Source organism: Shimia sp. R10_1 (genome assembly GCF_017744095.1).
Taxonomy (GTDB): Bacteria; Pseudomonadota; Alphaproteobacteria; order Rhodobacterales; family Rhodobacteraceae; genus Shimia.
The window spans coordinates 130,659-151,258 of the sequence record NZ_JAGHQX010000005.1; the positions used below are offsets into that span (position 1 = coordinate 130,659).

General features: G+C 57.8%; 20 protein-coding genes. 5 read left to right on the top strand and 15 right to left on the bottom strand.

Going from position 1 to position 20,600, the window contains the following annotated elements; genetic code table 11:
- Positions 1-5: 5 nt before the first annotated feature.
- The 8 genes from J7413_RS11135 to J7413_RS11170 form a co-directional block, all read right to left on the bottom strand.
- Positions 6-1,016: an ABC transporter permease gene (locus J7413_RS11135; RefSeq protein ID WP_209098157.1), complete on the bottom strand. Its 1,011-nt coding sequence runs from the start codon at positions 1,014-1,016 to the stop codon at positions 6-8.
- Positions 1,016-2,110, bottom strand: coding sequence for an ABC transporter permease (locus J7413_RS11140; RefSeq protein WP_209098158.1), 1,095 nt, complete (start codon positions 2,108-2,110; stop codon positions 1,016-1,018). Before J7413_RS11140 ends, J7413_RS11135 begins: the two co-directional genes overlap by 1 nt.
- On the bottom strand, positions 2,103-3,686 hold the full coding sequence (locus tag J7413_RS11145) for an ABC transporter ATP-binding protein (protein WP_209098159.1): 1,584 nt from the start codon (positions 3,684-3,686) through the stop codon (positions 2,103-2,105). The genes J7413_RS11140 and J7413_RS11145 overlap by 8 nt, the downstream gene beginning before the upstream one ends.
- Positions 3,683-4,039, bottom strand: coding sequence for a molecular chaperone GroEL (locus tag J7413_RS11150; RefSeq protein ID WP_209098160.1), 357 nt, complete (start codon positions 4,037-4,039; stop codon positions 3,683-3,685). Before J7413_RS11150 ends, J7413_RS11145 begins: the two co-directional genes overlap by 4 nt.
- Positions 4,040-4,125: 86 nt before the next feature.
- A complete protein-coding gene (locus J7413_RS11155) occupies positions 4,126-5,115 on the bottom strand; it encodes a BMP family ABC transporter substrate-binding protein (RefSeq protein ID WP_209098161.1) in 990 nt (329 codons plus the stop codon).
- Positions 5,116-5,281: 166 nt separating this feature from the next.
- On the bottom strand, positions 5,282-5,695 hold the full coding sequence (locus J7413_RS11160) for a GNAT family N-acetyltransferase (protein ID WP_247743469.1): 414 nt from the start codon (positions 5,693-5,695) through the stop codon (positions 5,282-5,284).
- Positions 5,696-5,701: 6 nt separating this feature from the next.
- Positions 5,702-6,295 carry a tRNA (adenosine(37)-N6)-threonylcarbamoyltransferase complex dimerization subunit type 1 TsaB gene (gene tsaB, locus J7413_RS11165; protein WP_209098163.1) on the bottom strand — a complete coding sequence of 198 codons (594 nt, stop codon included), beginning with the start codon at positions 6,293-6,295 and terminating at the stop codon, positions 5,702-5,704.
- A gap of 9 nt (positions 6,296-6,304) precedes the next feature.
- Positions 6,305-6,868, bottom strand: coding sequence for a NifU family protein (locus J7413_RS11170; protein ID WP_209098164.1), 564 nt, complete (start codon positions 6,866-6,868; stop codon positions 6,305-6,307).
- 627 nt (positions 6,869-7,495) lie between these two features.
- Between J7413_RS11170 and J7413_RS11175 the strand changes: the two genes are divergently transcribed.
- From J7413_RS11175 to J7413_RS11195, 5 genes are all read left to right on the top strand, one after another.
- Positions 7,496-10,690 carry an adenylate/guanylate cyclase domain-containing protein gene (locus J7413_RS11175; protein WP_247743470.1) on the top strand — a complete coding sequence of 1,065 codons (3,195 nt, stop codon included), beginning with the start codon at positions 7,496-7,498 and terminating at the stop codon, positions 10,688-10,690.
- A 64-nt stretch (positions 10,691-10,754) separates the two neighbouring features.
- Positions 10,755-11,696 carry a hypothetical protein gene (locus tag J7413_RS11180; protein WP_209098166.1) on the top strand — a complete coding sequence of 314 codons (942 nt, stop codon included), beginning with the start codon at positions 10,755-10,757 and terminating at the stop codon, positions 11,694-11,696.
- Entirely contained in the window at positions 11,683-12,150 is a 468-nt protein-coding gene (locus tag J7413_RS11185) for a hypothetical protein (RefSeq protein WP_209098167.1), read from the top strand. The genes J7413_RS11180 and J7413_RS11185 overlap by 14 nt, the downstream gene beginning before the upstream one ends.
- Positions 12,147-14,054, top strand: coding sequence for a GMC family oxidoreductase (locus J7413_RS11190; protein ID WP_209098169.1), 1,908 nt, complete (start codon positions 12,147-12,149; stop codon positions 14,052-14,054). The genes J7413_RS11185 and J7413_RS11190 overlap by 4 nt, the downstream gene beginning before the upstream one ends.
- Positions 14,051-15,136 (top strand): ferritin-like protein, encoded by a 1,086-nt coding sequence (locus tag J7413_RS11195; protein WP_209098171.1) that lies wholly within the window; start codon positions 14,051-14,053, stop codon positions 15,134-15,136. Before J7413_RS11190 ends, J7413_RS11195 begins: the two co-directional genes overlap by 4 nt.
- A gap of 75 nt (positions 15,137-15,211) precedes the next feature.
- Here the strand turns inward: J7413_RS11195 and J7413_RS11200 are convergent, their stop codons facing one another.
- The 7 genes from J7413_RS11200 to J7413_RS11230 form a co-directional block, all read right to left on the bottom strand.
- Positions 15,212-15,508 (bottom strand): 50S ribosomal protein L23, encoded by a 297-nt coding sequence (locus J7413_RS11200; protein WP_058238271.1) that lies wholly within the window; start codon positions 15,506-15,508, stop codon positions 15,212-15,214.
- A complete protein-coding gene (rplD, locus tag J7413_RS11205) occupies positions 15,505-16,122 on the bottom strand; it encodes a 50S ribosomal protein L4 (RefSeq protein ID WP_209098173.1) in 618 nt (205 codons plus the stop codon). Before rplD ends, J7413_RS11200 begins: the two co-directional genes overlap by 4 nt.
- Positions 16,119-16,838: a 50S ribosomal protein L3 gene (gene rplC, locus J7413_RS11210; RefSeq protein ID WP_209098175.1), complete on the bottom strand. Its 720-nt coding sequence runs from the start codon at positions 16,836-16,838 to the stop codon at positions 16,119-16,121. The genes rplD and rplC overlap by 4 nt, the downstream gene beginning before the upstream one ends.
- A gap of 12 nt (positions 16,839-16,850) precedes the next feature.
- The gene (gene rpsJ, locus J7413_RS11215) at positions 16,851-17,159 is read right to left on the bottom strand and encodes a 30S ribosomal protein S10 (protein WP_044028221.1); all 309 of its coding nucleotides are present in this window, start codon (positions 17,157-17,159) and stop codon (positions 16,851-16,853) included.
- A 203-nt stretch (positions 17,160-17,362) separates the two neighbouring features.
- Entirely contained in the window at positions 17,363-17,818 is a 456-nt protein-coding gene (locus J7413_RS11220; RefSeq protein ID WP_209098177.1) for a universal stress protein, read from the bottom strand.
- Between the two features lie 89 nt (positions 17,819-17,907).
- Positions 17,908-18,771, bottom strand: a complete 864-nt coding sequence (locus J7413_RS11225; RefSeq protein ID WP_209098179.1) for a branched-chain amino acid aminotransferase — start codon at positions 18,769-18,771, stop codon at positions 17,908-17,910.
- Between the two features lie 183 nt (positions 18,772-18,954).
- Entirely contained in the window at positions 18,955-20,457 is a 1,503-nt protein-coding gene (locus J7413_RS11230) for a DUF2125 domain-containing protein (RefSeq protein WP_209098180.1), read from the bottom strand.
- Between the last annotated feature and the right edge of the window lie 143 nt (positions 20,458-20,600).

Sequence of the window (20,600 nt, forward strand, 5' to 3'; positions counted from 1 at the left end):
CGGGGCTAACGCTCTTTGACATAGGGTTCGCCGCTGGCGCGGGGCGGGATTGCCTTGCCGACAAAGCCTGCGAGGATCACCACGGTCAGGATGTAGGGCAATGCGCCAAGCAGTTGTACCTGCACCTTGAGGCCAGAGACGTTTTCAATGATGTCAGGGCGCAGCTCCAGAGCCTGGAACAGACCAAAGAGCAAGCAGGCCCAGAGCGCATAGACCGGACGCCATTTTGCAAAGATCAGTGCCGCCAGAGCGATAAAGCCGCGCCCTGCGGTCATGTCTTTCACAAAGCCGGCTTGCAGAGCGGAGGACAGATACGCGCCAGCCACTCCACAGAGCACGCCGCAGATCAGCACCGCCGCGTAGCGCAGCCAGACCACGGAGACCCCGGCGGTGTCGACTGCTGCCGGGTTTTCACCAACCGCACGCAGGCGCAGGCCAAAGCGGGTGCGGAACAGAAGCCACCAGGTGAAGGGCACGGTCAGCAGTGCCAGATAGACCAGAATAGAGTGGCCGGAAATCAGCTCGGAATAAAACTGCTGCAGCGGGCCAGCCTCTGCGATCAGTTGGCTCAGCGGTCGATCAGCCGCTTCGGCGTCAGATGGGCCAATGGCAAAGGGCAGCTCAATCGGGTTAAAGCGCGCAGCGCCTTCCAGCGGCGGCGTGCGGCCTCCTTGGCGGAACCAGCTTTGCGCCGCCAGAACGGTCATGCCAGCCGCAAGGAAGTTGATCGCCACACCGGAGATCAGCTGGTTGCCACGGAAGGTGACAGAGGCCAGCCCGTGGATCATGGCCAACACGATGGATGCGCCAACGCCGGCGAGCAGGCCAAGCCAGGCATTGCCAGAGTAATAGGCGAATGCGGCGGCAAAGAAGGCTGCGGCGAGCATTTTGCCCTCAAGGCCGATGTCGACGACGCCGGAGCGTTCGGAATAAAGGCCCGCGAGACAGGCCAGCAGCAGCGGGGTTGCCAGACGCACAGATGTGTCCAGCACCTGAAGCAGTGTCAGAAAGTCCATCAGGCGTTCCTCCGGCGCAGCGCAATAAAGAGTTTCTCAAGCGGGTGACGCACCATGTTATCCAACGCGCCGGTGAAGAGGATCACCAGAGCCTGGATCACCACGATCAGCTCGCGCGGGATGCTGGTCCAGAGCGCCAGTTCTGCACCGCCCTGGTAGAGGAAGCCGAACAAGATCGCGGCGAGCAACACGCCAAAGGGGTGGTTGCGGCCCATCAACGCCACAGCGATGCCGATGAAGCCTGCGCCTTCGGTGCTGTTGAGGATCAGACGCTCGCTTTCCCCCATTGTGGTGTTCACGGACATCATCCCTGCCAGCGCACCGGAAATCAGCATGGCGATCACGGTGATGCGCACTGGGCTGATGCCGGCGTATTTGGCGGCCGTTTCCGATTGGCCAAAGGCGCGGATTTCATAGCCAAGCCGCGTGCGCCAGATCAGCGCCCAGACCACAAAACAGGCAATCAGCGCGAGGAAGAAGGTCACGTTTGCAGGAGCGCCACGGAACATGGGTGACTCTGCGGTGGAGAACATATCCTGGAAAGACGGCAGATGGGTAGCGTCCGGGAACTTGGCCGAGGCCGGGTCCATCGCGCCCACAGGCCGCAGCATTTCCACCAGCACATAGTTCAACAGCGCCGCGGCGATGAAGTTGAACATGATGGTGGTGATCACGATGTGGCTGCCGCGTTTGGCCTGCAGATAGGCCGGTATCAGTGCCCAAAGCGCGCCAAACAGCGCCGCACCCAAAGAGGCACCGAGGATCGACAAAGACCAATGGGGCCAGGGGATATAGAGGCACACCAGCGCCACGCCGAGGCCCCCCAGCATCGCCTGGCCCTCGCCGCCGATGTTGAACAGACGTGCGTGGAACGCGACCGAGACCGCAAGGCCTGTGAAGATGAAATTGGTGGCGTAGTAGAGCGTGTAGCCCCAGCCCGCCGAGCGCATCAGCGCCCCGTCGATCATCAGTTTCAACGCTTCAATTGGGTTTTCGCCAATGGCCAAAATCACCAATGCGGAGAAAAAAGCCGCCAATAGCAGCGAGATAAGGGGGATCAGGACGATGTCAGCCCATTTAGGCATCTTATCCATCGGCGTGGACCTCCTGTTCAGTGGTGTCATTGCCGCCGTTGCCTGCAACTGCGGAGGTGTCGGTGATCCCGGCCATCAGCAGGCCCAGTTCTTTTTCATTGGTTTGCGCCGGATCTCGCTCGCCCATGATGTGGCCGTCAAACATGACCGCAATCCGGTCAGAGAGGGACATGATCTCTTCCAGCTCAACAGAGACAAGCAGGATGGCTTTGCCTTGATCGCGCAGGTTCACGATCTGCTGGTGGATGAACTCAATCGCGCCGATGTCCACGCCGCGGGTCGGCTGACCGATCAGCAGAAGATCCGGGTTGCGCTCAATTTCACGCGCCAGAACGATTTTCTGCTGGTTGCCACCGGAGAAGTTTTTGGCGGCCAGTTTTGGATCCGGAGGGCGCACATCAAAGCGCTGCATCTTGGCGTCGGCGTCTTCATAGATGGCTTTGTTGTCCATCAAGAGGCCGCTCTGGATCTCTGGTTCCAGATGATAGCCAAATACGGTGTTTTCCCATGCTGAAAACTCCATGATCAGGCCTTCGCGCTGGCGATCTTCCGGCACGTGGCCGACACCTGCTGCGCGCCGTGCCTGACCGTCAGCCCCATGGCCGGTCAGCGGGATCGGGCTGCCGTTTACCAGAATGGTGCCGGTGCCATCTGCATAGCCGCCGAGCACTTCGAGGAGTTCGGACTGACCGTTGCCCGCCACACCGGCAATGCCGACGATCTCGCCTGCGCGCACCGTCAGATTGATGCCTTTGACGCGTTCAACCCCTGCTTCATCCACAACGCGCAGGCCCTGCACGTCGAGCACGGTTGCGCCGGGCTCTGGCGGTTTTTTGTCAACGCGTAGAAGCACTTTGCGGCCAACCATCAGCTCCGCGAGCTCCTCGGGTGAGGTTTCGTTGGTTTTGACGGTCGCTGTCATCTGGCCACGGCGCATGACCGAGACCGTATCGGTGTATTCCATGATTTCACGCAGCTTGTGCGTGATCAGGATGATGGTTTTGCCTTCTTCGCGCAGACGATCCAGAATGCGGAACAGCTGATCGGCCTCCGCGGGGGTCAGAACCCCGGTGGGCTCGTCCAAAATCAGGATTTCCGCTTTGCGGTAGAGCGCTTTGAGGATTTCCACGCGCTGCTGATGGCCGACGGAGAGGTTTTCGATCACCGCATCTGGATCGACGTTCAGCCCATATTCATCGGCCAGATGCTTTAGTTCGCGGCGCGCGTTGCCCAGAGAGGTGCTGAGCATCGCGCCGTCTTCGGCCCCCAGAATGATGTTTTCCAGAACCGTGAAGTTCTCCACCAGCTTGAAGTGCTGAAACACCATCCCGATGCCTGCGCTGATGGCGGCTTGGCTGTCCGGGATCGGGGTCTTTTGTCCCTTGATAAAGATCTCCCCGGCGTCGGCTTTGTAAAAGCCATAGAGGATCGACATCAGCGTGGATTTCCCCGCGCCGTTTTCGCCGATGATGCCGTGAATGGTGCCAGGCTGCACCGAGATCGAGATATCCTTGTTGGCCTGAACAGGGCCAAAGGCTTTGGATATGCCTTTTAGTTCAATGGCAGGCGCCGTCATTCAGGCTCTCCCAGTCCTGCGAAGCCGACCATGCGCGTTGCGCGCCCGTCGGCGTCAAGTTCCACGAAATATTGGCCAAGCTGCTCTTTGCCGTCGGCCATGCGAAAGGCAACGGTCACTCTGTGATGACCTTTGGTTTCGCTGGTTCTGACCTCCTGCGCAGATGCGCCGGGGGCGTATTGGGTGAACATGCCGATATAGCTGTTCAGCGCCTCCAGATCGGAAATCATCTCTGGGGCATTGGGATCGCAATAGGTAAACGTTTCAGCCATGACATCGGTAAGCGTGGCGCGGCGTTTGTCAGCATCTGTCTCTGCCCAGATGGCAAAAAAAGCCGTTATGGCGTCTGGCATGACCTTGTCCCCCTTTTACGTTTTAGGGGCCGCACCGCCATGGCACGGCCCCTTTAAAGAGCTCCGGGATGGATCCCGGGCGCCTCTTATTCCACTGGGCAGCTGTTGTCACTCATGTAATCGTGCACTGCCAGTTCGCCGGAGGCGATTTTGCCGCTTGCAGCATCTACCGCGGTGGCCATGTCTGCGGAAACCAGCTCAGCGTTGTATTCATCCATCGCATAGCCCACGCCGCCATTGGCCACGCCCATCACGTTGAAGCCTGTTTCCATCGCTTCGCCGGCTTTCATGGCCTCATAGACCGCGTTGTCGACGCGCTTGGTCATGGAGGTCAGAACTTTGCCGGGGTGCAGGTGGTTCTGGTTGCTGTCCACGCCGATGGAGAGGATGCCCTCATCCGCGGCGGTCTGCAGAACACCAACACCGGTGCCGCCTGCTGCTGCATAGACAACGTCTGCGCCCTGGCTGATCTGTGCTTTGGTCAGCTCAGAGCCTTTCACTGGGTCATTCCATGCAGCAGGTGTTGTGCCGGTCATGTTCTGGATCACGGTGGCCTCTGGGTTCACCGCTTTCACGCCCTGAACATAGCCGCAGGCAAATTTACGGATCAGCGGGATGTCCATGCCGCCGATGAAGCCAACGGTGCCGGATTTGGAGGCTTGCGCCGCCATCATGCCAACGAGGTAGGAGCCCTCGTGCTCGTTGAACACAACGGAGCGCACGTTTGGTGCATCCACAACCATGTCGATGATGGCAAATTTGGTGTCTGGATAGTCGCCTGCCACTTCGCCCAGCACGTTGCCAAAGGCAAAGCCGGCCATGATGATTGGATTGGCACCGGCTTCTGCAAAGCGGCGCAGAGCCTGCTCACGCTGTGCTTCGGATTGCAGTTCGATTTCGCGGAAGCTGCCACCGGTTTCTTCGGCCCAGCGGGTTGCGCCGCCAAAGGCTGCTTCGTTGAAGGATTTGTCGAACTTGCCGCCAAGGTCAAAAATCAGCGCCGGTTCTGCCAGGGCCGCACCTGCGGAAAGGGCCGCAGCTGCCGCAGCGCCAAGAAATTTGTGCATCAGGCTCATCTAAGTCTCCCAGTGTTGAGCGGGCCGGTCATTTCGTTGCGAGCGCCGTCCCGTCTTATGTTCAAGTCCCGCCGGACATCATGTAACTAAGGCTATTGATCACGAAGCGGTCAACTTTTTTCTGACCATTTGGCCAAGATAGCTGACATTCGAATCAACCCTACGGTCAGTTTAGCGCCTTTCTCAAAAGGCTTGCAGCGATTTGCTGCCCGTCTGTACGTGTGTAGTAGCCGGGCCGCGTGCCGTATGTTTCGTAGCCGCAGCGCTCATAGAGCGCAAGCGCAGCTGCGTTGTCTTCTGCCACTTCGAGAAAGCTTGTTTCAGCTCCGCGTGCTTTGGCCTCCGCCTCGTATTTTTCCAATAATAACAAGCCGAGACCACGCCGCCGCGCGTCAGGATGCACAGCCACTGTCAAGAGTTCGCATTCGTCTGCCACAGCACGGCCCAAAGCGAACCCAGCGTCAACCGAGACAAAAAACACCAGCCGCGACTGGAGCAGCCCGTCTATTTCTTTGGCATCCCATGCGCGGCTGTCTGAAAATGCAGCGCTGTGAATCTGCGCCATGGTCGCTGGTGTCATGGGAGATCACTGATCCAAAATGACTGGAGCAGGGTCCTTGGGCGGCGCAGCATCGGCGGGCTTGATATAGAGTGGTGCCGGGGCCGCGGGAGTGTCTTGATAGCGTTTTGCCGCCAAACGAGCGATTTGCACGACAAGGCTTTCGGGCACGGGATGTGCGAGCGCGATATCTTCCATGATATCGATCAATTCGTCCTGCGTCGCGAGATAGGGCGCTTCTCCTTTTGGAGAAAGATAGCCCTGCCCGCGCGGTCCGGGCACGACGGGCACTGCGGCATGGTCTAAGCCAGCTTCAATGGCGTCAAAACTGTTCACGCCAACAGCCGGAATACCCAGCCCGAGTGCGAGGCCGCGCGCGGCGGAGACGGATATGCGGATGCCGGTGAAATTGCCGGGGCCAACCCCCACGCCAACCGCATCCAGATCTTGCCAGCTTTTTCGGGCTTCTTTCAAAACCTCCTCCAGCATCGGCATGAGGCGTTCTGCCTGACCGCGCTTCATCTCTTCGACCTTGAAGCCAATGATGCGATCACGAGACAACAAAGCGGCCGCGACATGCGCGGCCGATGTGTCAAAGCTCAATATGAGTGGGGCCGTCATGGAAGCGGATTACACCGCGACCGGACGCACTTCGGTCACTTCGGGGATGTAGTGACGCAGAAGGTTTTCGATGCCCATTTTCAGTGTGAGCGTGGAAGATGGGCAGCCAGCACAGGCCCCCTGCATGTGCAGGTACACCACACCGCGGTCAAACCCGTGGAACGTAATGTCACCACCGTCCTGTGCCACAGCAGGGCGAACGCGGGTGTCCAAAAGCTCTTTGATCTGTCCAACAATTTCGCCGTCTTCGCCAGTGTGTTCGGCGTGACCGGACGGTGCGATTGCTTCTCCTGCCATTACAGGCTGGCCGGATTGATAGTGTTCCATAATCGCGCCGAGGATCGACGGTTTGATATGATCCCACTCAACGCCTTCTGCTTTGGTCACGGTCACAAAGTCGTTGCCAAAAAACACGCCTGCAACGCCATTGACCGCAAAGATGCGGGTTGCGAGCGGAGACGCTGATGCGCCTTCGGCGGTCGGGAAATCAGCGGTCCCCATTTCCAACACGGTTTGCCCGGGCAGAAACTTGATCGTCGCGGGGTTTGGAGTCGATTCCGTTTGAATGAACATAGTCAGTCCTTTCTTCTTGCATTCGATATGCGCTTGCCACGGCTATTAGTCAAGGTTTAGATTCATTCTAAATAAAGCTGAGATACCCGAATTGCGTGCGACATTGGTCTTAGGCCAGCTGAAAACAGGGGTTTGATTGCGATCAGGGCGCGCCCGGTTAGACCGTTGGTTGCCGCCCGGAGGGGCTGGCGGGTGATCTTTGAATGAGACCCAATCTTAGGTCGAAGGGGTGAAACACCCTTTCCCGCAAGGGCTGAACTTCTTGCGATAGTCTGAAATTGAAAGGACAATCGCGCCCAATTGTGTTACGTGTGTTCGACAATTTGACCTGTATGATTGACTTTATCGTTTCGCAAATTGGCTGAGATCGCAGAGTGCATTCTGTATGACCTATGCGCTGGTGTGCGACGCCACGTCCCGTGAGCCATTTTGAAACGATCTGTATTTTGAGTGTGTTGGGAGTGCCAGTTGGAAGGCCTCGTTAGTTCTTGTTCACAGTGCGGTACAGAGAATCCGGTTGGTGCCAATTTCTGCCAACAGTGCGGTGGCTCTTTGAAGGATGCGTGTCAGAATTGCGGGCATGTTAATGGGCTGGATGCAAAGTTTTGTACACAGTGCGGAACGGCCTTGGCTGGCGCTGGTGTCGAAACGCCGGGTGGTGCCGGAGCCACGCAAGCATCACAGAGCGGCACCGTTTCGCCAGCACAGGGGGATGTTGCAGAACGTCGTCTGTTGACAGTTCTGTTCAGCGATCTTGTGGGGTCAACAGCGCTTTCTGCGCAGCTTGATCCAGAAGACTACCGAGATCTGATCACGGGATATCGGGAGCTTGTGGAGGCTGTTGTCTACAAGTTTGGCGGCAAGGTCGCCAATTTTGCAGGTGATGGGGTCGTCGCGATTTTTGGCTATCCTGTGTCCAAAGAAGGCAGCCACTACGCAGCCGCAATCTGCGCGCTTGAAATTGCGGAGCGGGCCAAAGAAATTTCCAGTGCTCTGGCAGAGACATCTGTGCAAACGCAGGTGCGCCTTGGATTGCATTCCGGGCCTGTGGTGGTGGGTGCAGCCAACAGTGCGTCGCTTGATGAAAAAATGTGGTTGTTTGGCGATACGCCAAATGTGGCTGCGCGTGTGCAATCTGTTGCAGAGGTCGGCCATGTTGTGGTGACGGAGGCCACGCGCCGCCTGATCGGGCGCAGATTGGAGTATACGTCGCTTGGCGCGCCACCGCTCGCGGGCGTGGAGGGCCCCTTAGAGCTGTTCTCAGTGTCCGACGGTCGTGGGGTCTTTCAAACGCCGCATAAAGAGTTTCTTCAAAATGATACGCCGATTATTGGGCGCACAGCGGAGATTGCGTTGGTACAGTCACGCTGGGACGATGCGCTGGAAGGCGATGGGCAGGTGCTGTTGCTGACCGGGGACGCGGGCGTTGGCAAATCAAAAATAGCGTTTGCGTTGGGGCGCGACGTGTCTGGGGCGGATTTTTGTCAGCTGACTTTTTTCGGCTCGCCTATGCATCAAAGCAGTGCGTTTTTTCCGGTGAAGACAGCGCTGGCCAATGCCATGCAGCTTTCGCCATCAGCGAAACCCGTTGAGAACAAAGTGCAAGCGATCGCTTTTATGCAAAAACTGGGTGTGGATGTGACCATCACCGGGGGGCCGGTGCTGCGTCTGATGGGGTTTGATGAGGCGACAGGCAACACGGCGCCGATGGCCCCTGAGCGGGAGAAGGCGGCGCTGATCAGCGCGCTTTTGCAGATATGTGGCGCGCTGGAGGCCGGGCATCCGCTGCTGTTGTTGTTGGATGACGTGCATTGGATGGACGCCTCTACATTGGAGTTTGTCGACACCTGGATTGCCCGTTTGGCGGATCGGCGCTGTTTGGTGCTGATGACCGCCCGCAGTGAATTTGAATCGCCCTGGCGTCATCATCCGCATGTGACGACGCTTGAGCTTAATCGGCTTGGGCGGGCGGACACCTTCAAGCTGGTGGAAAGCATTGCAGGGCTGCGGCCTCCGAAGAACATCCTCAACCAACTGGCGGAGCGCACGGATGGCGTGCCGCTGTTTGTGGAAGAGCTGACCAAGATGGCGATGGAGGCTGGTCTGTTCGATGACCGCTCTCACAGCACTGCTGAGTTGTCGCTAGCGATCCCGGAGTCTTTGCAGGATTCGTTGATGTCGCGTCTGGACCGGCTGTCAGCGAGCCGGGAGGTGGTGCAGGTCGCTGCGGCCATTGGCCGGATCTTTGCTCATGATGTTTTGCGCGAGGTGCTGGGCTGGGAAAATCTGGAGACGCGGCAGGCGTTGGAGCAATTACTGGAAGCCGAGCTGATTGTCCCGGCTGGCGTGCCCGGCGATCTGCCGTCTTACAAATTTCGCCACGCGCTGGTGCAGGATGCGGCCTACCAATCCATGCTGCGCTCGACAGCGGCCAAGTGGCATGGGCGGATTGCGCGTGTGCTCGACAAGCCGGGTGAAGATAGCCCGACTGTTGAGCCAGAGATCCTTGGTTATCACTATCAAAAGTCGGGACATTTCGCCAAGGCAGAGCGCTTTATGCTGCTTGCGGCGCGGCGGGCCACTTTGCAGTCGGCAAATGTAGAGGCGATTTCGCACCTTCAGAATGCGCTGGAATGTCTTGCGGCGCAGCCTGCGTCGCAAGAGCGCGATCACCGAGAAATAGATCTGCAGATCCTTTTGGCGGTGCCGCTGGCCTTTGTGCGTGGCTATGCGCATGAAACCGTCACGCAGGCCTATGCTCGCGCGCAGGAGCTTTGCCGGCAATACGGCGAAATCGAACGACTGTTCAAAGTGATCTACGGCCAATTCCGTTCGATGATGCTCGGCGGAGAATATGCTGCATCACAAAAGAATGCGGATTTGCTGGTGTCTCTGGCCAAAGATCTGGCAAGCCCCATGACGCTGGCCGCAAGCGAGCGTTCGATGGGGGCGCTGCAAACCTATTTGGGCCATCCACAGGAGGCGATGGGCTTTCTGCAGGCAGGCATCTCTGTTGATCTGACCCTTGAGGACCGCAAGCGGGGGTTGAACTTTGATGTGGTGGATCTTTCGGTTGCTTTGAACGGGTATCTCGGCTTGTCGCGCTGGCTTGCCGGTGATGTGGTTGGGGCCGAAGAGGCGAGTGCGCAATGTTTGTTGCATGCGGAAGAAACCGCGCATCCCTTCAGTGTCTCGTTTGCCAATGCCTTTGCCGGGTGGCTTGGCCAATTCCGCGGAGATGAGCGCCGGGTGGCGGAGACATCCGCGCGCCTGATCACCCTGTCAGAGGAGTATTCGTTTCAGTTTTGGCGGGGCTGGGCTCGGGTCATGAATGGATGGGCGCAGCGTCATGATTCTCAGGTCAATGCGCTGGATGAAATACAGCTGGGTCTGAACGAGTGGCGTGAAACCGGGTGTCGTCTTGGACTGAGCTATTTCCTGTACCTTTATGCTGACGTTGCCCTGATGCGCGGGGAGTTTGAGCTTGCCGAGAAATTGCTCGGGGAGGCGGGCGATTTTGTGACCATCAGCGGAGAAAAGTTCTGGGCGGTTGGTCTGGCGGGGCTGGAAGGCAGGGTGGCTTTCGCGCGGGGAGATCGTGAGATCGCGGTGGCCCATCTTGAGCGCGCGATCGCGCTGGCCTTCGAATTGGGGCATTACGGTGCCTTGCCCGCAGCGGTCGCGGATCTGGCCGCCATTCCATCGGCAGCTGGAAAGCTACGTGATGCGGCCGCCCACATGAAATCAAAACTTGGCAAAGCAAAGGGCAAAGACCCTGCTTTAACACAAGCTTGGAAGACGCTGGCCAAGCTGGCCACTTAACGGACGGAGAAACACGCAAGCCAATCGTCAGTTGCCCAAACGGGCAGCACAATGGGAGGGACTTATGACCGACGAAAGCCAGACTCAAACCCCGTGTATGCAGATCAACGTGGCGGGCGTGATGCCCAAACTGCCCAAAGAATTTGACACGTTCCCCTTTTATTATGCGTCTCTGCAGTGTCAGTGGATGTACTGGTACACGGATCCAGAAGTTGCCGCAGCCTTTGTCGAAGGTACAGGCCTTTGCGTGGCCAAGTTTCCTGATGAAAATGGCAACGACCGGGCCGTTATTCTGCTGAACTTTCAACGCTACACCGCCCATTATGACAATGCGCTGGGCTTTGTGAATGAGGTGGAATTCAACCTTCTGGCCTATCCCCGAAACCGTGTTCCCGGGGTGCCGCAGGTTTCATTGACAGAATATCTGCATGGTCGTGATCAGACCAAAACCATTGGCCATCTGCGCGTGCATGTTGCGGCGGATAATGCCATGGCGGTGAAAGCCGGGCGGGAGGCTTTTGGAGAGCCGAAGTTTCTTGGCCACTTCAATTACAAAGTGCCTTCACTCAATGCGAAGATGGTGGGGGATCCGCCACGTCAAAGCAAAAAATGGTGGATACAGCTGGTCAACCCGGATGACCCGGAGACCATTGTTTATGATCTGACCGCAGATTTTGGCCTGCTGACGGGCGATCAGTGGGCGATCACCAATTGCACGCCGATTCCGGAGTTTGCCACCGGGCTTGGGCGCACAGTCTGGACCCGTTGGACCATTTCCGGCCTGTTTGAGACGGCGATGTTGACCGATGAGGCAGGCAAACAGATTGCGGCGACGTTTCAGTTAAAACTTGGCGAGAATGATTTCCCGATGACGCGAGACATGCGCACACTGTTCACCGACATGACACCGGTTGCCATTCAAGTGTTTGAGAGCCCGCCTGCCTGTTTTGAGCCGCGCGGTTTCTATGTCGATGCCATCGACGGAGATCGCCATGACACAGCATGATCCTGATTTTGAGGCCTTTTTGACCATCAGTGCGGTGTTGACCGGATACTCGGTTGCTGAATTGCAGGGCACGGGGTGTGCGCCTGAATATTGGACGCAATTCCAGCAGGTTTTGTCAGAGGAGGTTTGCGTAGGTTTCCTTTCCGGGGCGGCGCAGTTGACATGCCAAGACCGTGACGAGGTTGTGCGCGATTTTTTTCTGTCTGACCCCTGTCACGGCCCTGTCGCCCGTGCCCTGATCCAGCTTTGGTATCTCGGCCAATGGTCGCCTTTGCCACAGGACTGGACCGACATGTATGGGGCGTCGCGGTTTGACACCGCCCGTATCCTGTCGAGCCGCGCCTATAAAGAAGGGCTGGTTTGGGACGCAATTGGTGCGCATCCGATGGGGGCGAAACAGCAAGGTTTCGGTGCCTGGGCGCTAGAGCCTCCTGCCGGGAGGGCGGGGACATGAGCAAGGATGTGTTTGAAGAAGACCGCTTTTACGACGTGATCATCGTTGGAGCAGGGATCGCAGGGGGCATTGTCGCCAAAGAGCTCGCTGCTGCCGGTCAGACTGTTCTCATTCTGGAAGCGGGCGCAGATCATGGTGAGACCTGGCAGACCTATCGCAGCTATCTGGACCAATACTATCTGTCGATGGCCAAGACGCCGAACTCGCCCTATCCCAATCTGCCCACTTTGCCGTCGCCCTCCGTGCTCGACATCACGGCAGTGCGCAGCACCCAGCCCGACACCAATGGCTATTTTGTGCAGAAAGGCCCGCTGCCGTTCAGCAGCAACTATCTGCGGGCCTATGGGGGCACCATGTTACATTGGCTGGGCACCAGTCTGCGGATGATGCCTGCTGACTTTGAGATGCAAACCCGCTTTGGCAAAGGGGTGGATTGGCCGATTTCATACCAAGATCTGCGCCCGTACTACGAACGTGCGGAGTGGGAGATTGGTGTCTCTGCCGACGTCAAAGAGCAAACCCCTGAGGCGCTGGGCATTCATCTGACGCAGCCGGAGGATCACAAGGCCTATTTTGCAGACGGCTATGACTATCCGATGCACCCGATCCCGTCGTCCTATGTGGATGGGTTCTTTGCCAAGGCGGATGATATGCCGATAAACATTGGCAATGATGATGGGCCAGTGCATCTGAAGGTATCTAACACGCCGCAGGGGCGCAATTCGACACCACGCAGACCCAAGGAAAAAGGCGGAACCTTTCCGGTTGGCGATGAGGTGCGCGATCCTTTTGTGCCGCGTGGCGCAACAGGGGCTTTTGCCTTCATGGGCCAGCGCTGTGAGGGCAACTCGAGCTGCATTCCGATCTGTCCGATTCAGGCGAAATACAATGCCATGAAAACCTTGGGAGACGCGATCTATCTGGGGCAGGATCGGCTGCGCAAAGTCACGCAGGCGGTTGCATCCAGAGTGGAGGTTGGCGAAGACGGGAAAATCACCGGGATCGTTTACAAGAAGTACCCGTTCCCCGGTGTGGCGCAGTTTGATCTGCGTCGGGTCCGCGCCCGCCAATATGTGCTGGCCGGCGGCGCGGTTGAGAATGTCACGTTGGCGCTTGCGTCTAATCTCTGCCGCAGCAGCGGCGAGTTGGGGCGCAACCTGATGGACCATCCTTACATGATGTGCTGGGGGGCGGCGCCTGAGCCTGTGGGGCCGTTTCGTGGCCCCGGTTCAACCTCGTCTTATGCGAATTTCCGGGATGGCGATTTCCGTGGGCGCAAAGGTGCGTTTCGGCTCGAGATTGGCAATTGGGGGTGGAACTTTGCGGCGGGCTCGCCCAATTCGGATGTGGCGCGGCTGGTGGAGCAGGACAACCTTTATGGCACGGCGTTGCGCGACAAGTTGCATCATGATGTGCAGCGGCAGGTCCGCCTTGGTGTTTTGGTTGAGCAGCTCCCTCGGGCCTCAAACCGCGTGACAATTGACCCGGCCTATCGGACGCCGATGGGAGATTTCCGACCGGTGATTGCCTACGATCTGGATGACTACTCCCGCGCCGGTCTCGCCACAGCGCGCGATGTCTGCAAGCAGATCTTCCAGCGCCTTGGGGTGAAGGACCACACCGCTTACGATCCCAATTCTGCGGGCTATTTCACCTACAACGGTAAGGGGTATACGTTCTGGGGAGCGGGCCATCTGGTGGGCACGCACCGAATGGGCACGTCACGAGACACCTCTGTCACCAACAGTGTGTCGCAGACGTGGGATCATGAAAACCTCTGGATGGTTGGCTGCGGTTCTATGCCCACAATTGCCACCTCCAATCCGACCCTGACGTTGGCGGCTTTGGCGTTTCGCGCGGCGGATGCCATCAAACTGGCTCTGAAAGAGGAGGCCGTGGCATGACACAGGATCTTGCTGACGCCCGCGCCGAACTCTGTGCCTTGTTGCAAAAGGCGCTGATGCTGGAGCTGTCCACCATCCCACCCTATGCCACAGCGCTTTATTCGATCCTGCAGGAGGGGCAATACAACCGCTCTGATCCAGAGCTGGTGAACGCGGAGCCGATTGAGGTCATCCGGCAGGTGATGGTTGAGGAAATGCTGCATATGGTGCTGGTGGCCAATGTGCTGAACAGCATTGGTGGCACGCCGCAGATGACCAACCCGAGCCTGCTGCCGACTTACCCCTATGATCTGTTGGGGGGGCGTGGGCCGACTGTTTATCTGCGACGGTTTACCCCCGAGCAGGTGAAGCGGTTTCGCCAGATTGAGACCGCGCCGGAGAGCCCTGATCCCGGTCGGCGGGGCGACTATCACACCATTGGAGGGTTTTACATTTTCATCAAAACCCGGCTCAAAGATATCTGCGACAGCTTCGGGGTTGAGGAGATCTTTATTGGAGAGGAAGACCGCCAGATCACCAATGATGATTATTACGGTGCCGGGGGGCAGGTGATTGAAGTCGCGGGCTCCGCGCAGGAGCGTTATGACGCGGCCATAGAGGCGATTGATGAGATCATGGAGGAAGGCGAGGGCGCGTGCCTTGGCCATCGCGCTGGTGACAAAGACCCGATCCCCGGCCCAGAAGGCCATGAGGACGTGGCCCACTTCTTTAAGTTCAATGAGATCTTGCACAGTCGGTATTACCACCCGGATGATCCGGTCGAAGGCCCGCCCACAGGCAAGGATCTGATCGTTGACTGGCGTGCGGTGGCGCCCATGCGCGACAATCCCGCGCGCGATCACATCGTGGGGCATCCTGACATTGAGGCCATGTCGCAAGCGTTCAATGTGACGTGGTCCAAGCTGCTATTGGGACTGGAGCGCGCCTTTAACGGTGAGCGTGCGGCGCTGCGTCAATTGGTGCCGGTGATGTATGAGCTCAAGTCAAATGCGATCAGATTGATGCGCACCCCATTGCCGGATGGCTCTGGTGAAACGGCAGGACCGACCTGGACGTTCCTCTCTGAGGGCTGCGAGATGTGACGCAGCCCGCGGACAAACAAAAAGCCCCCCGGCCTGACACCGGGGGGCTTTTCTAGTTTTCAAAGAAAGCAGTCTTTACAGACCGGTGGACACGTCGATTGTGTTGCCTTCTTCCAGGGTCACGTAAGCCTTTTTCACGTCTTTACGCTTGCCGAGCTGGCCGCGGAAACGCTTGACTTTACCCTTTGTGATGGTGGTGTTGACCGCTTTGACCTTCACACCAAAGAGCGCCTCAACGGCTTCTTTGATCTGTGGCTTGTTGCTGTCGATCGCCACTTCGAAAACCACTGCGCCGTTTTCGGACGCCATGGTGGATTTCTCGGTGATGACCGGCTTGCGGATCACATCGTAGTGTTCTGCCTTCGCGCTCATTTCAGACGAGCCTCCAGTGCTTCGATCCCCGCTTTGGTGATCACCAGAGTGTCACGCTTGAGGATGTCATAAACGTTCGCGCCCATGGTTGGCAGGATATCCAGACCTTCGATGTTGCGCGATGCTTTCAGGAAGCCTTCGTTCACGGATGCGCCGTCGATGACCAGAGCACGTTTCCAGCCCAGGTTTTTCACCTGCTTGGCCAGAGCGGCAGTCTTGCCTTCAGACGCTGCGTCTTCGATCACAACCAGCTCGCCTGCTTTCGCTTTGGCGGACAGAGCGTGCTTCAGGCCGAGCTTGCGGAATTTCTTCGGCAGGTCGTGGCCGTGGGAACGCGGGGTCGGGCCCTTGTAGATACCACCTTTACGGAAGATTGGTGCGTTACGGTCACCGTGACGTGCGCCACCGGTGCCTTTTTGGCGATAGATCTTCTTGGTCGAGTAGGAGGTCTCGGAACGGGTCTTCACCTTGTGAGTGCCGGCCTGTGCGTTGTTGCGCTGCCAACGAACCACGCGGTGCAGGATGTCTGCACGTGGCTCCAGACCAAACAGGTCTTCGGACAGTTCAATATCGCCAGCTTTGCCGCCATCGAGTTTGATCACGTCAAGTTTCATGCTTCACCACCTTCCGCAGGCGCTTCTGCTGCTTCGGTTGCTGCTGCCTTGATCGCCGCCGGGAATGGCAGACCTTCAGGCGCTTTCTTCTTCACGGCGTCCTTAACGGAAACCCAGCCACCTTTGGAGCCAGGCACAGCGCCTTTGATGAAGAGCAGACCACGCTCGGCGTCGGTTTTCACGACTTCGAGGTTTTGGGTGGTTACGCGAACCGCACCCATGTGACCGGCCATCTTCTTGCCCTTGAACACGCGGCCCGGGTCTTGACACTGACCGGTGGAACCGTGCGAACGGTGGCTGATCGAAACACCGTGTGTTGCGCGCAGACCGCCGAAGTTGTGGCGTTTCATGGCACCGGCAAAACCTTTACCGATCGAAGTGCCCGCAACGTCCACTTTCTGACCTTCAACGAAGTGCTCTGCGGAGATTTCCGCGCCCACTTCAATCAGGCCGTCTGCTGGAACGCGGAACTCAACCAGTTTGCGCTTTGGTTCCACTTTCGCTGCTGCGAAGTGGCCACGCATGGCCTGAGAGGTGCGTTTTGCCTTGGCAGAGCCAGCGCCGAGCTGAACGGCGGTGTAGCCGTCTTTCTCTTCGGTGCGCTGTGCAACAACCTGAAGGCCGTCGAGCGAAAGAACGGTCACAGGAATCTGCTTCCCGTCTTCCATGAACAAGCGGGTCATGCCCACTTTCTTTGCGATAATACCGGAACGCATCAGATATTCTCCTTAAACAGAGATCTGTACGTCCACGCCGGCCGCCAGATCGAGCTTCATCAGCGCGTCTACGGTCTGCGGGGTCGGATCTACGATGTCGAGCAGACGCTTGTGCGTACGGATCTCGAACTGATCGCGGGATTTTTTGTCTACGTGTGGACCACGCAGAACGGTGAACTTCTCAATCTTGTTGGGAAGCGGGATCGGGCCACGAACCTGCGCGCCGGTGCGCTTTGCAGTGTTCACGATTTCCTGTGTGCTGGCATCCAGGACACGGTAATCAAAAGCCTTCAGCCGAATGCGAATGTTTTGACTTTGCATTTCGTCAGCCTTTTTTAGGCGTTGGAGTTGAGAGGAGGACCTGCGACCACCGCAAACCCTCTTCGAACTCGAAAAGCGGGAATCATCCCGCCTTCCTGTTCCCATAGGGAACCAGCGCCCTTTACAGGCGATTTGCCAAGCGGGCAAGGGGTATTTACGTGAGGGCGCAATTGTAAGACTGACACGAAGCCTGGTTGTGTATTTTACGTAATCGCTTCAAGCTGCTCTTTGGTCAGGTCGCCGGGCACTACGGTGATCGGAATCGGCAGGCTGCCGGAATTGCGCGACATCTGCGACACCAACGGGCCCGGACCTTTGCGGTCATTCCCGGCTCCAAGCACCAAAACGCCGATTTCAGAATCTTCGCGGATTTCAGAGAGGATCTCTGTCACCGCTTCGCCTTCGCGGATCTTCAGCTCAGGATCGACATTCTGGCGGTCACGCATCCATTTGGCAAAGACCTCATAGTGGACTTCAATGCGTTCGCGCGCCTCTTCGCGCATCAGATCACTTACGCCAATCCAATGGTTGAACTCTTCTGGAGGAATGACGGAGAGGATTTTGACGCCGCCACCTGTGCTTGCGGCACGCATGGCTGCGAACCGCATAGCATTGAGACATTCCCGACTGTCATCCAGAACGACGAGGAATTTGCGCATCACTTTTCTCCCTTTCGGAGATCATGCCGTTTCGCCAGGGACGGTGCAATATCTGTTTGGATCGACAGCATTTGCCGCGTCTGCGCCGGTCAGCCCGCAGAGGCGGCCCAATCCCAATACAGCTCGCGCACGCGGCGGGTGATGGGGCCGATCTGATACTGACGGTCATCAAAAGCGCTGACCGGGGTGACTTTGTTCATATTGCCGGACATGAAGACTTCATCTGCCTCTTCAAAATCCTGATAGCCGAGCACGGTTTCATGCACGGTCACACCATCCGCGCGCAGGTTTTCGATGTGGCGCGCGCGGGTGATACCCGCCAGGAAGGTGCCGTTTGGTACCGGCGTGAAGACTTCGCCGTCGCGGGCCATGAAGATATTGGCGGTGGCGGTTTCTGCGACATTGCCCATCGCGTCACAGGTCAGCGTGTTTGAGAAGCCCTTGCTGCGCGCCTCGCGCAGCATACGGGCGTTGTTGGGGTAGAGGCAGCCCGCTTTTGCGTTAACCACCGCGCTTTCAAGCACCGGGCGGCGGAAGCGGGTTTTGGTCAGGGTTGCGGCCGCCTCTGGTGGGGCCATGGGGATCTCTTCGAGACACAGCGCAAAGCCGGTTGTGTCTGCGCTGGGAACGATGGCTGTCGCATCCCCATCAACTCCCCAATACATCGGGCGTACATAGACCGCCGCATCGGCCGAATAGGCTTTCAGCCCTTCTTTTGCGATTTCAACCATATCTTCGGTGCTGACGGTTGGGGTCAGCAGCAGAGCCTCCGCAGAGCGGTTGGTGCGGGCGCAGTGTTTGTCGAGATCCGGTGTAAGGCCGTTTGCCAGGCGCGCGCCATCAAACACGGTTGTGCCCAGCCAGGCTCCATGGTCGGCCGCGCGCATTATGGGGGCATCGCCGTCGTGCCAGCTGCCGTTAATATAGGTGCGGATGTTTTTGCCGGTTGCCATGGACAAACCCCTCTCAGTGTTGTGCGGACCCTAGGGCGCACTTGCCCTAACGTCCAGACCAACAATGGCAAAAAAGCTGACCTTTTTGCGCGCATAGGCGTTGGCGGTGAGCTGGGGCGGCAATAGAAAAGCCCCGCCAGATCCGGCGGGGCTGAGTGTTGGGTATTGTGCAGCGTGGCGCGCTTATTTCAGGCGCTGGCCGTTGGCCAGAACATGGCCTTTGTCGTTGACTTCAATTTTGGAGGTCAATGTGTCTTCACCATCGCCCGGTTTGGTGAAGGTGCCCATCATGAAGCGTGCGGCAAGCGCCTGGTCTTCGGGCAGCAGGCCCATGCTGACCAGTGTGTCCATCAGACCGTTCACACCTTTAATGGTCAGGTTCACGGCGCCTTCGGGGCGTGGCAGCCCGTCGAAGCTCTCCAGGTCGCTGTTGTCAAAGGCAAAGTCACCAGCGCCTTCAACGCTCGCGCCTGCAACGTTCAAACGGAGCTCGTTCAGTATCAGGCTGTTCAGCTCGCCCGGCATTTCGGTCATGGTATCGTCCAGTGTGAACAGGTCGGTCAGGATCGTGCCTTTGCCAGCGATGTCCACAATCAGGGTTGCCGGATCGCGTGGCAGGGCCTGTGTTGGGTCAAACAGGCTCCAAAGCAGTTCAGAGATCGCAAGATCTTTGAGGGCCAGTTTCAGGCCGAAGTCTTGTTCTTCTTCGGAGGCAGACAGGGGGACGTTAAAGCCATAGGCGAATTCACCGAAAGTCACATCGACCGGAATGGGCAGTTCGCCACCCGCGCCGGTGAAATGTGTGTCGGTGGCATTGCCTTCATAAGAAATCAGTGCGCTGCTCATATCCAGCGTGAAGGCGCCTGCGCCACTCTTGAGGGAGAACTGACCTGGCGCGCGGCCGTCATTGTAGCTGACGTCTGCTGTCATGCCGTCATAGGTGTAGCCGCCGGCAATGCTGAAGGCGTCGGTGAACAACGCGGCGGGATCGCTGCCAAATGGCACATCCGGCAAAATGCTTTCTGCGTCTGCTTTCATGCCACTCAGCGTCACTTTGGCGTCAACAGATTCCTCATCTTCTGGCGCGCGGCCGGTCAGATTGAAGGTCAGCGTTTCGATCTCGGTGGTGCCGCGGTTGGTTGTGTCCTCGCCAAGAATGATTTCGGACATGCCGCTGAAGCCTGACAGCACCAAGCCCATGTCAACGCCTTCGACCGCTTCGTTTTCCACCAGAAGCTCAGTGACGGCAATGGTCGCCTCTGTTGCGCCATAGGTGTAGGTCATCGCCTTTGGGTCACCGGAGACGATGGTGTTCAGGTCGCCATTGAGGGTGAGCGTGACGGCAAACGCTTCGTCGCCTTCATTTGAAGTAATCGCGATCTGTTTGTTATCTGGCAGAACAACAGACACGGTGCCGTCGCCATTTTCCACCAGATCCATTGCGCCAAAGTCGACGGCCAAGTCGGCTTCCTCTTCGGGGAACGACATTGCCACTTTGATGTCTGATATCGACAGAGTGTTGCCGTTTTTGGCTTCGGTGGCTTCAACTTTGTAGCCAGAGGTGGCCATATAGTCCTGCCAGTGGGTCCAAACGTCACGTGCTGTTACGTCTGCCAGTGCGGACTGTGCAATAAAGATCGTTGCCACGGCAGTGGTTGAAAAGACCCCGGAGGCTGAAATATGCATGACTTAGTCTACCTTATAAAAGCATTTGGCCTAAACTCTGATGAAGCTTGAGAAGGGTCAAGAGCGAAGCGACATCAAAACCATTTTCTGGAGCGCTAATAGGCTGGACGGATCCATGCGCGCGCATTACGCCATGGCTAAAG

Bases quoted from the DNA above. Each gene is read 5' to 3' on its own strand.
- J7413_RS11135 (WP_209098157.1), bottom strand. From the start codon at position 1,016: ATGGACTTTCTGACACTGCTTCAGGTGCTGGACACATCTGTGCGTCTG.
- J7413_RS11140 (WP_209098158.1), bottom strand. From the start codon at position 2,110: ATGGATAAGATGCCTAAATGGGCTGACATCGTCCTGATCCCCCTTATC.
- J7413_RS11145 (WP_209098159.1), bottom strand. From the start codon at position 3,686: ATGACGGCGCCTGCCATTGAACTAAAAGGCATATCCAAAGCCTTTGGC.
- J7413_RS11150 (WP_209098160.1), bottom strand. From the start codon at position 4,039: ATGCCAGACGCCATAACGGCTTTTTTTGCCATCTGGGCAGAGACAGAT.
- J7413_RS11155 (WP_209098161.1), bottom strand. From the start codon at position 5,115: ATGAGCCTGATGCACAAATTTCTTGGCGCTGCGGCAGCTGCGGCCCTT.
- J7413_RS11160 (WP_247743469.1), bottom strand. From the start codon at position 5,695: ATGACACCAGCGACCATGGCGCAGATTCACAGCGCTGCATTTTCAGAC.
- tsaB (WP_209098163.1), bottom strand. From the start codon at position 6,295: ATGACGGCCCCACTCATATTGAGCTTTGACACATCGGCCGCGCATGTC.
- J7413_RS11170 (WP_209098164.1), bottom strand. From the start codon at position 6,868: ATGTTCATTCAAACGGAATCGACTCCAAACCCCGCGACGATCAAGTTT.
- J7413_RS11180 (WP_209098166.1), top strand. From the start codon at position 10,755: ATGACCGACGAAAGCCAGACTCAAACCCCGTGTATGCAGATCAACGTG.
- J7413_RS11185 (WP_209098167.1), top strand. From the start codon at position 11,683: ATGACACAGCATGATCCTGATTTTGAGGCCTTTTTGACCATCAGTGCG.
- J7413_RS11190 (WP_209098169.1), top strand. From the start codon at position 12,147: ATGAGCAAGGATGTGTTTGAAGAAGACCGCTTTTACGACGTGATCATC.
- J7413_RS11195 (WP_209098171.1), top strand. From the start codon at position 14,051: ATGACACAGGATCTTGCTGACGCCCGCGCCGAACTCTGTGCCTTGTTG.
- J7413_RS11200 (WP_058238271.1), bottom strand. From the start codon at position 15,508: ATGAGCGCGAAGGCAGAACACTACGATGTGATCCGCAAGCCGGTCATC.
- rplD (WP_209098173.1), bottom strand. From the start codon at position 16,122: ATGAAACTTGACGTGATCAAACTCGATGGCGGCAAAGCTGGCGATATT.
- rplC (WP_209098175.1), bottom strand. From the start codon at position 16,838: ATGCGTTCCGGTATTATCGCAAAGAAAGTGGGCATGACCCGCTTGTTC.
- rpsJ (WP_044028221.1), bottom strand. From the start codon at position 17,159: ATGCAAAGTCAAAACATTCGCATTCGGCTGAAGGCTTTTGATTACCGT.
- J7413_RS11220 (WP_209098177.1), bottom strand. From the start codon at position 17,818: ATGCGCAAATTCCTCGTCGTTCTGGATGACAGTCGGGAATGTCTCAAT.
- J7413_RS11225 (WP_209098179.1), bottom strand. From the start codon at position 18,771: ATGGCAACCGGCAAAAACATCCGCACCTATATTAACGGCAGCTGGCAC.
- J7413_RS11230 (WP_209098180.1), bottom strand. From the start codon at position 20,457: ATGCATATTTCAGCCTCCGGGGTCTTTTCAACCACTGCCGTGGCAACG.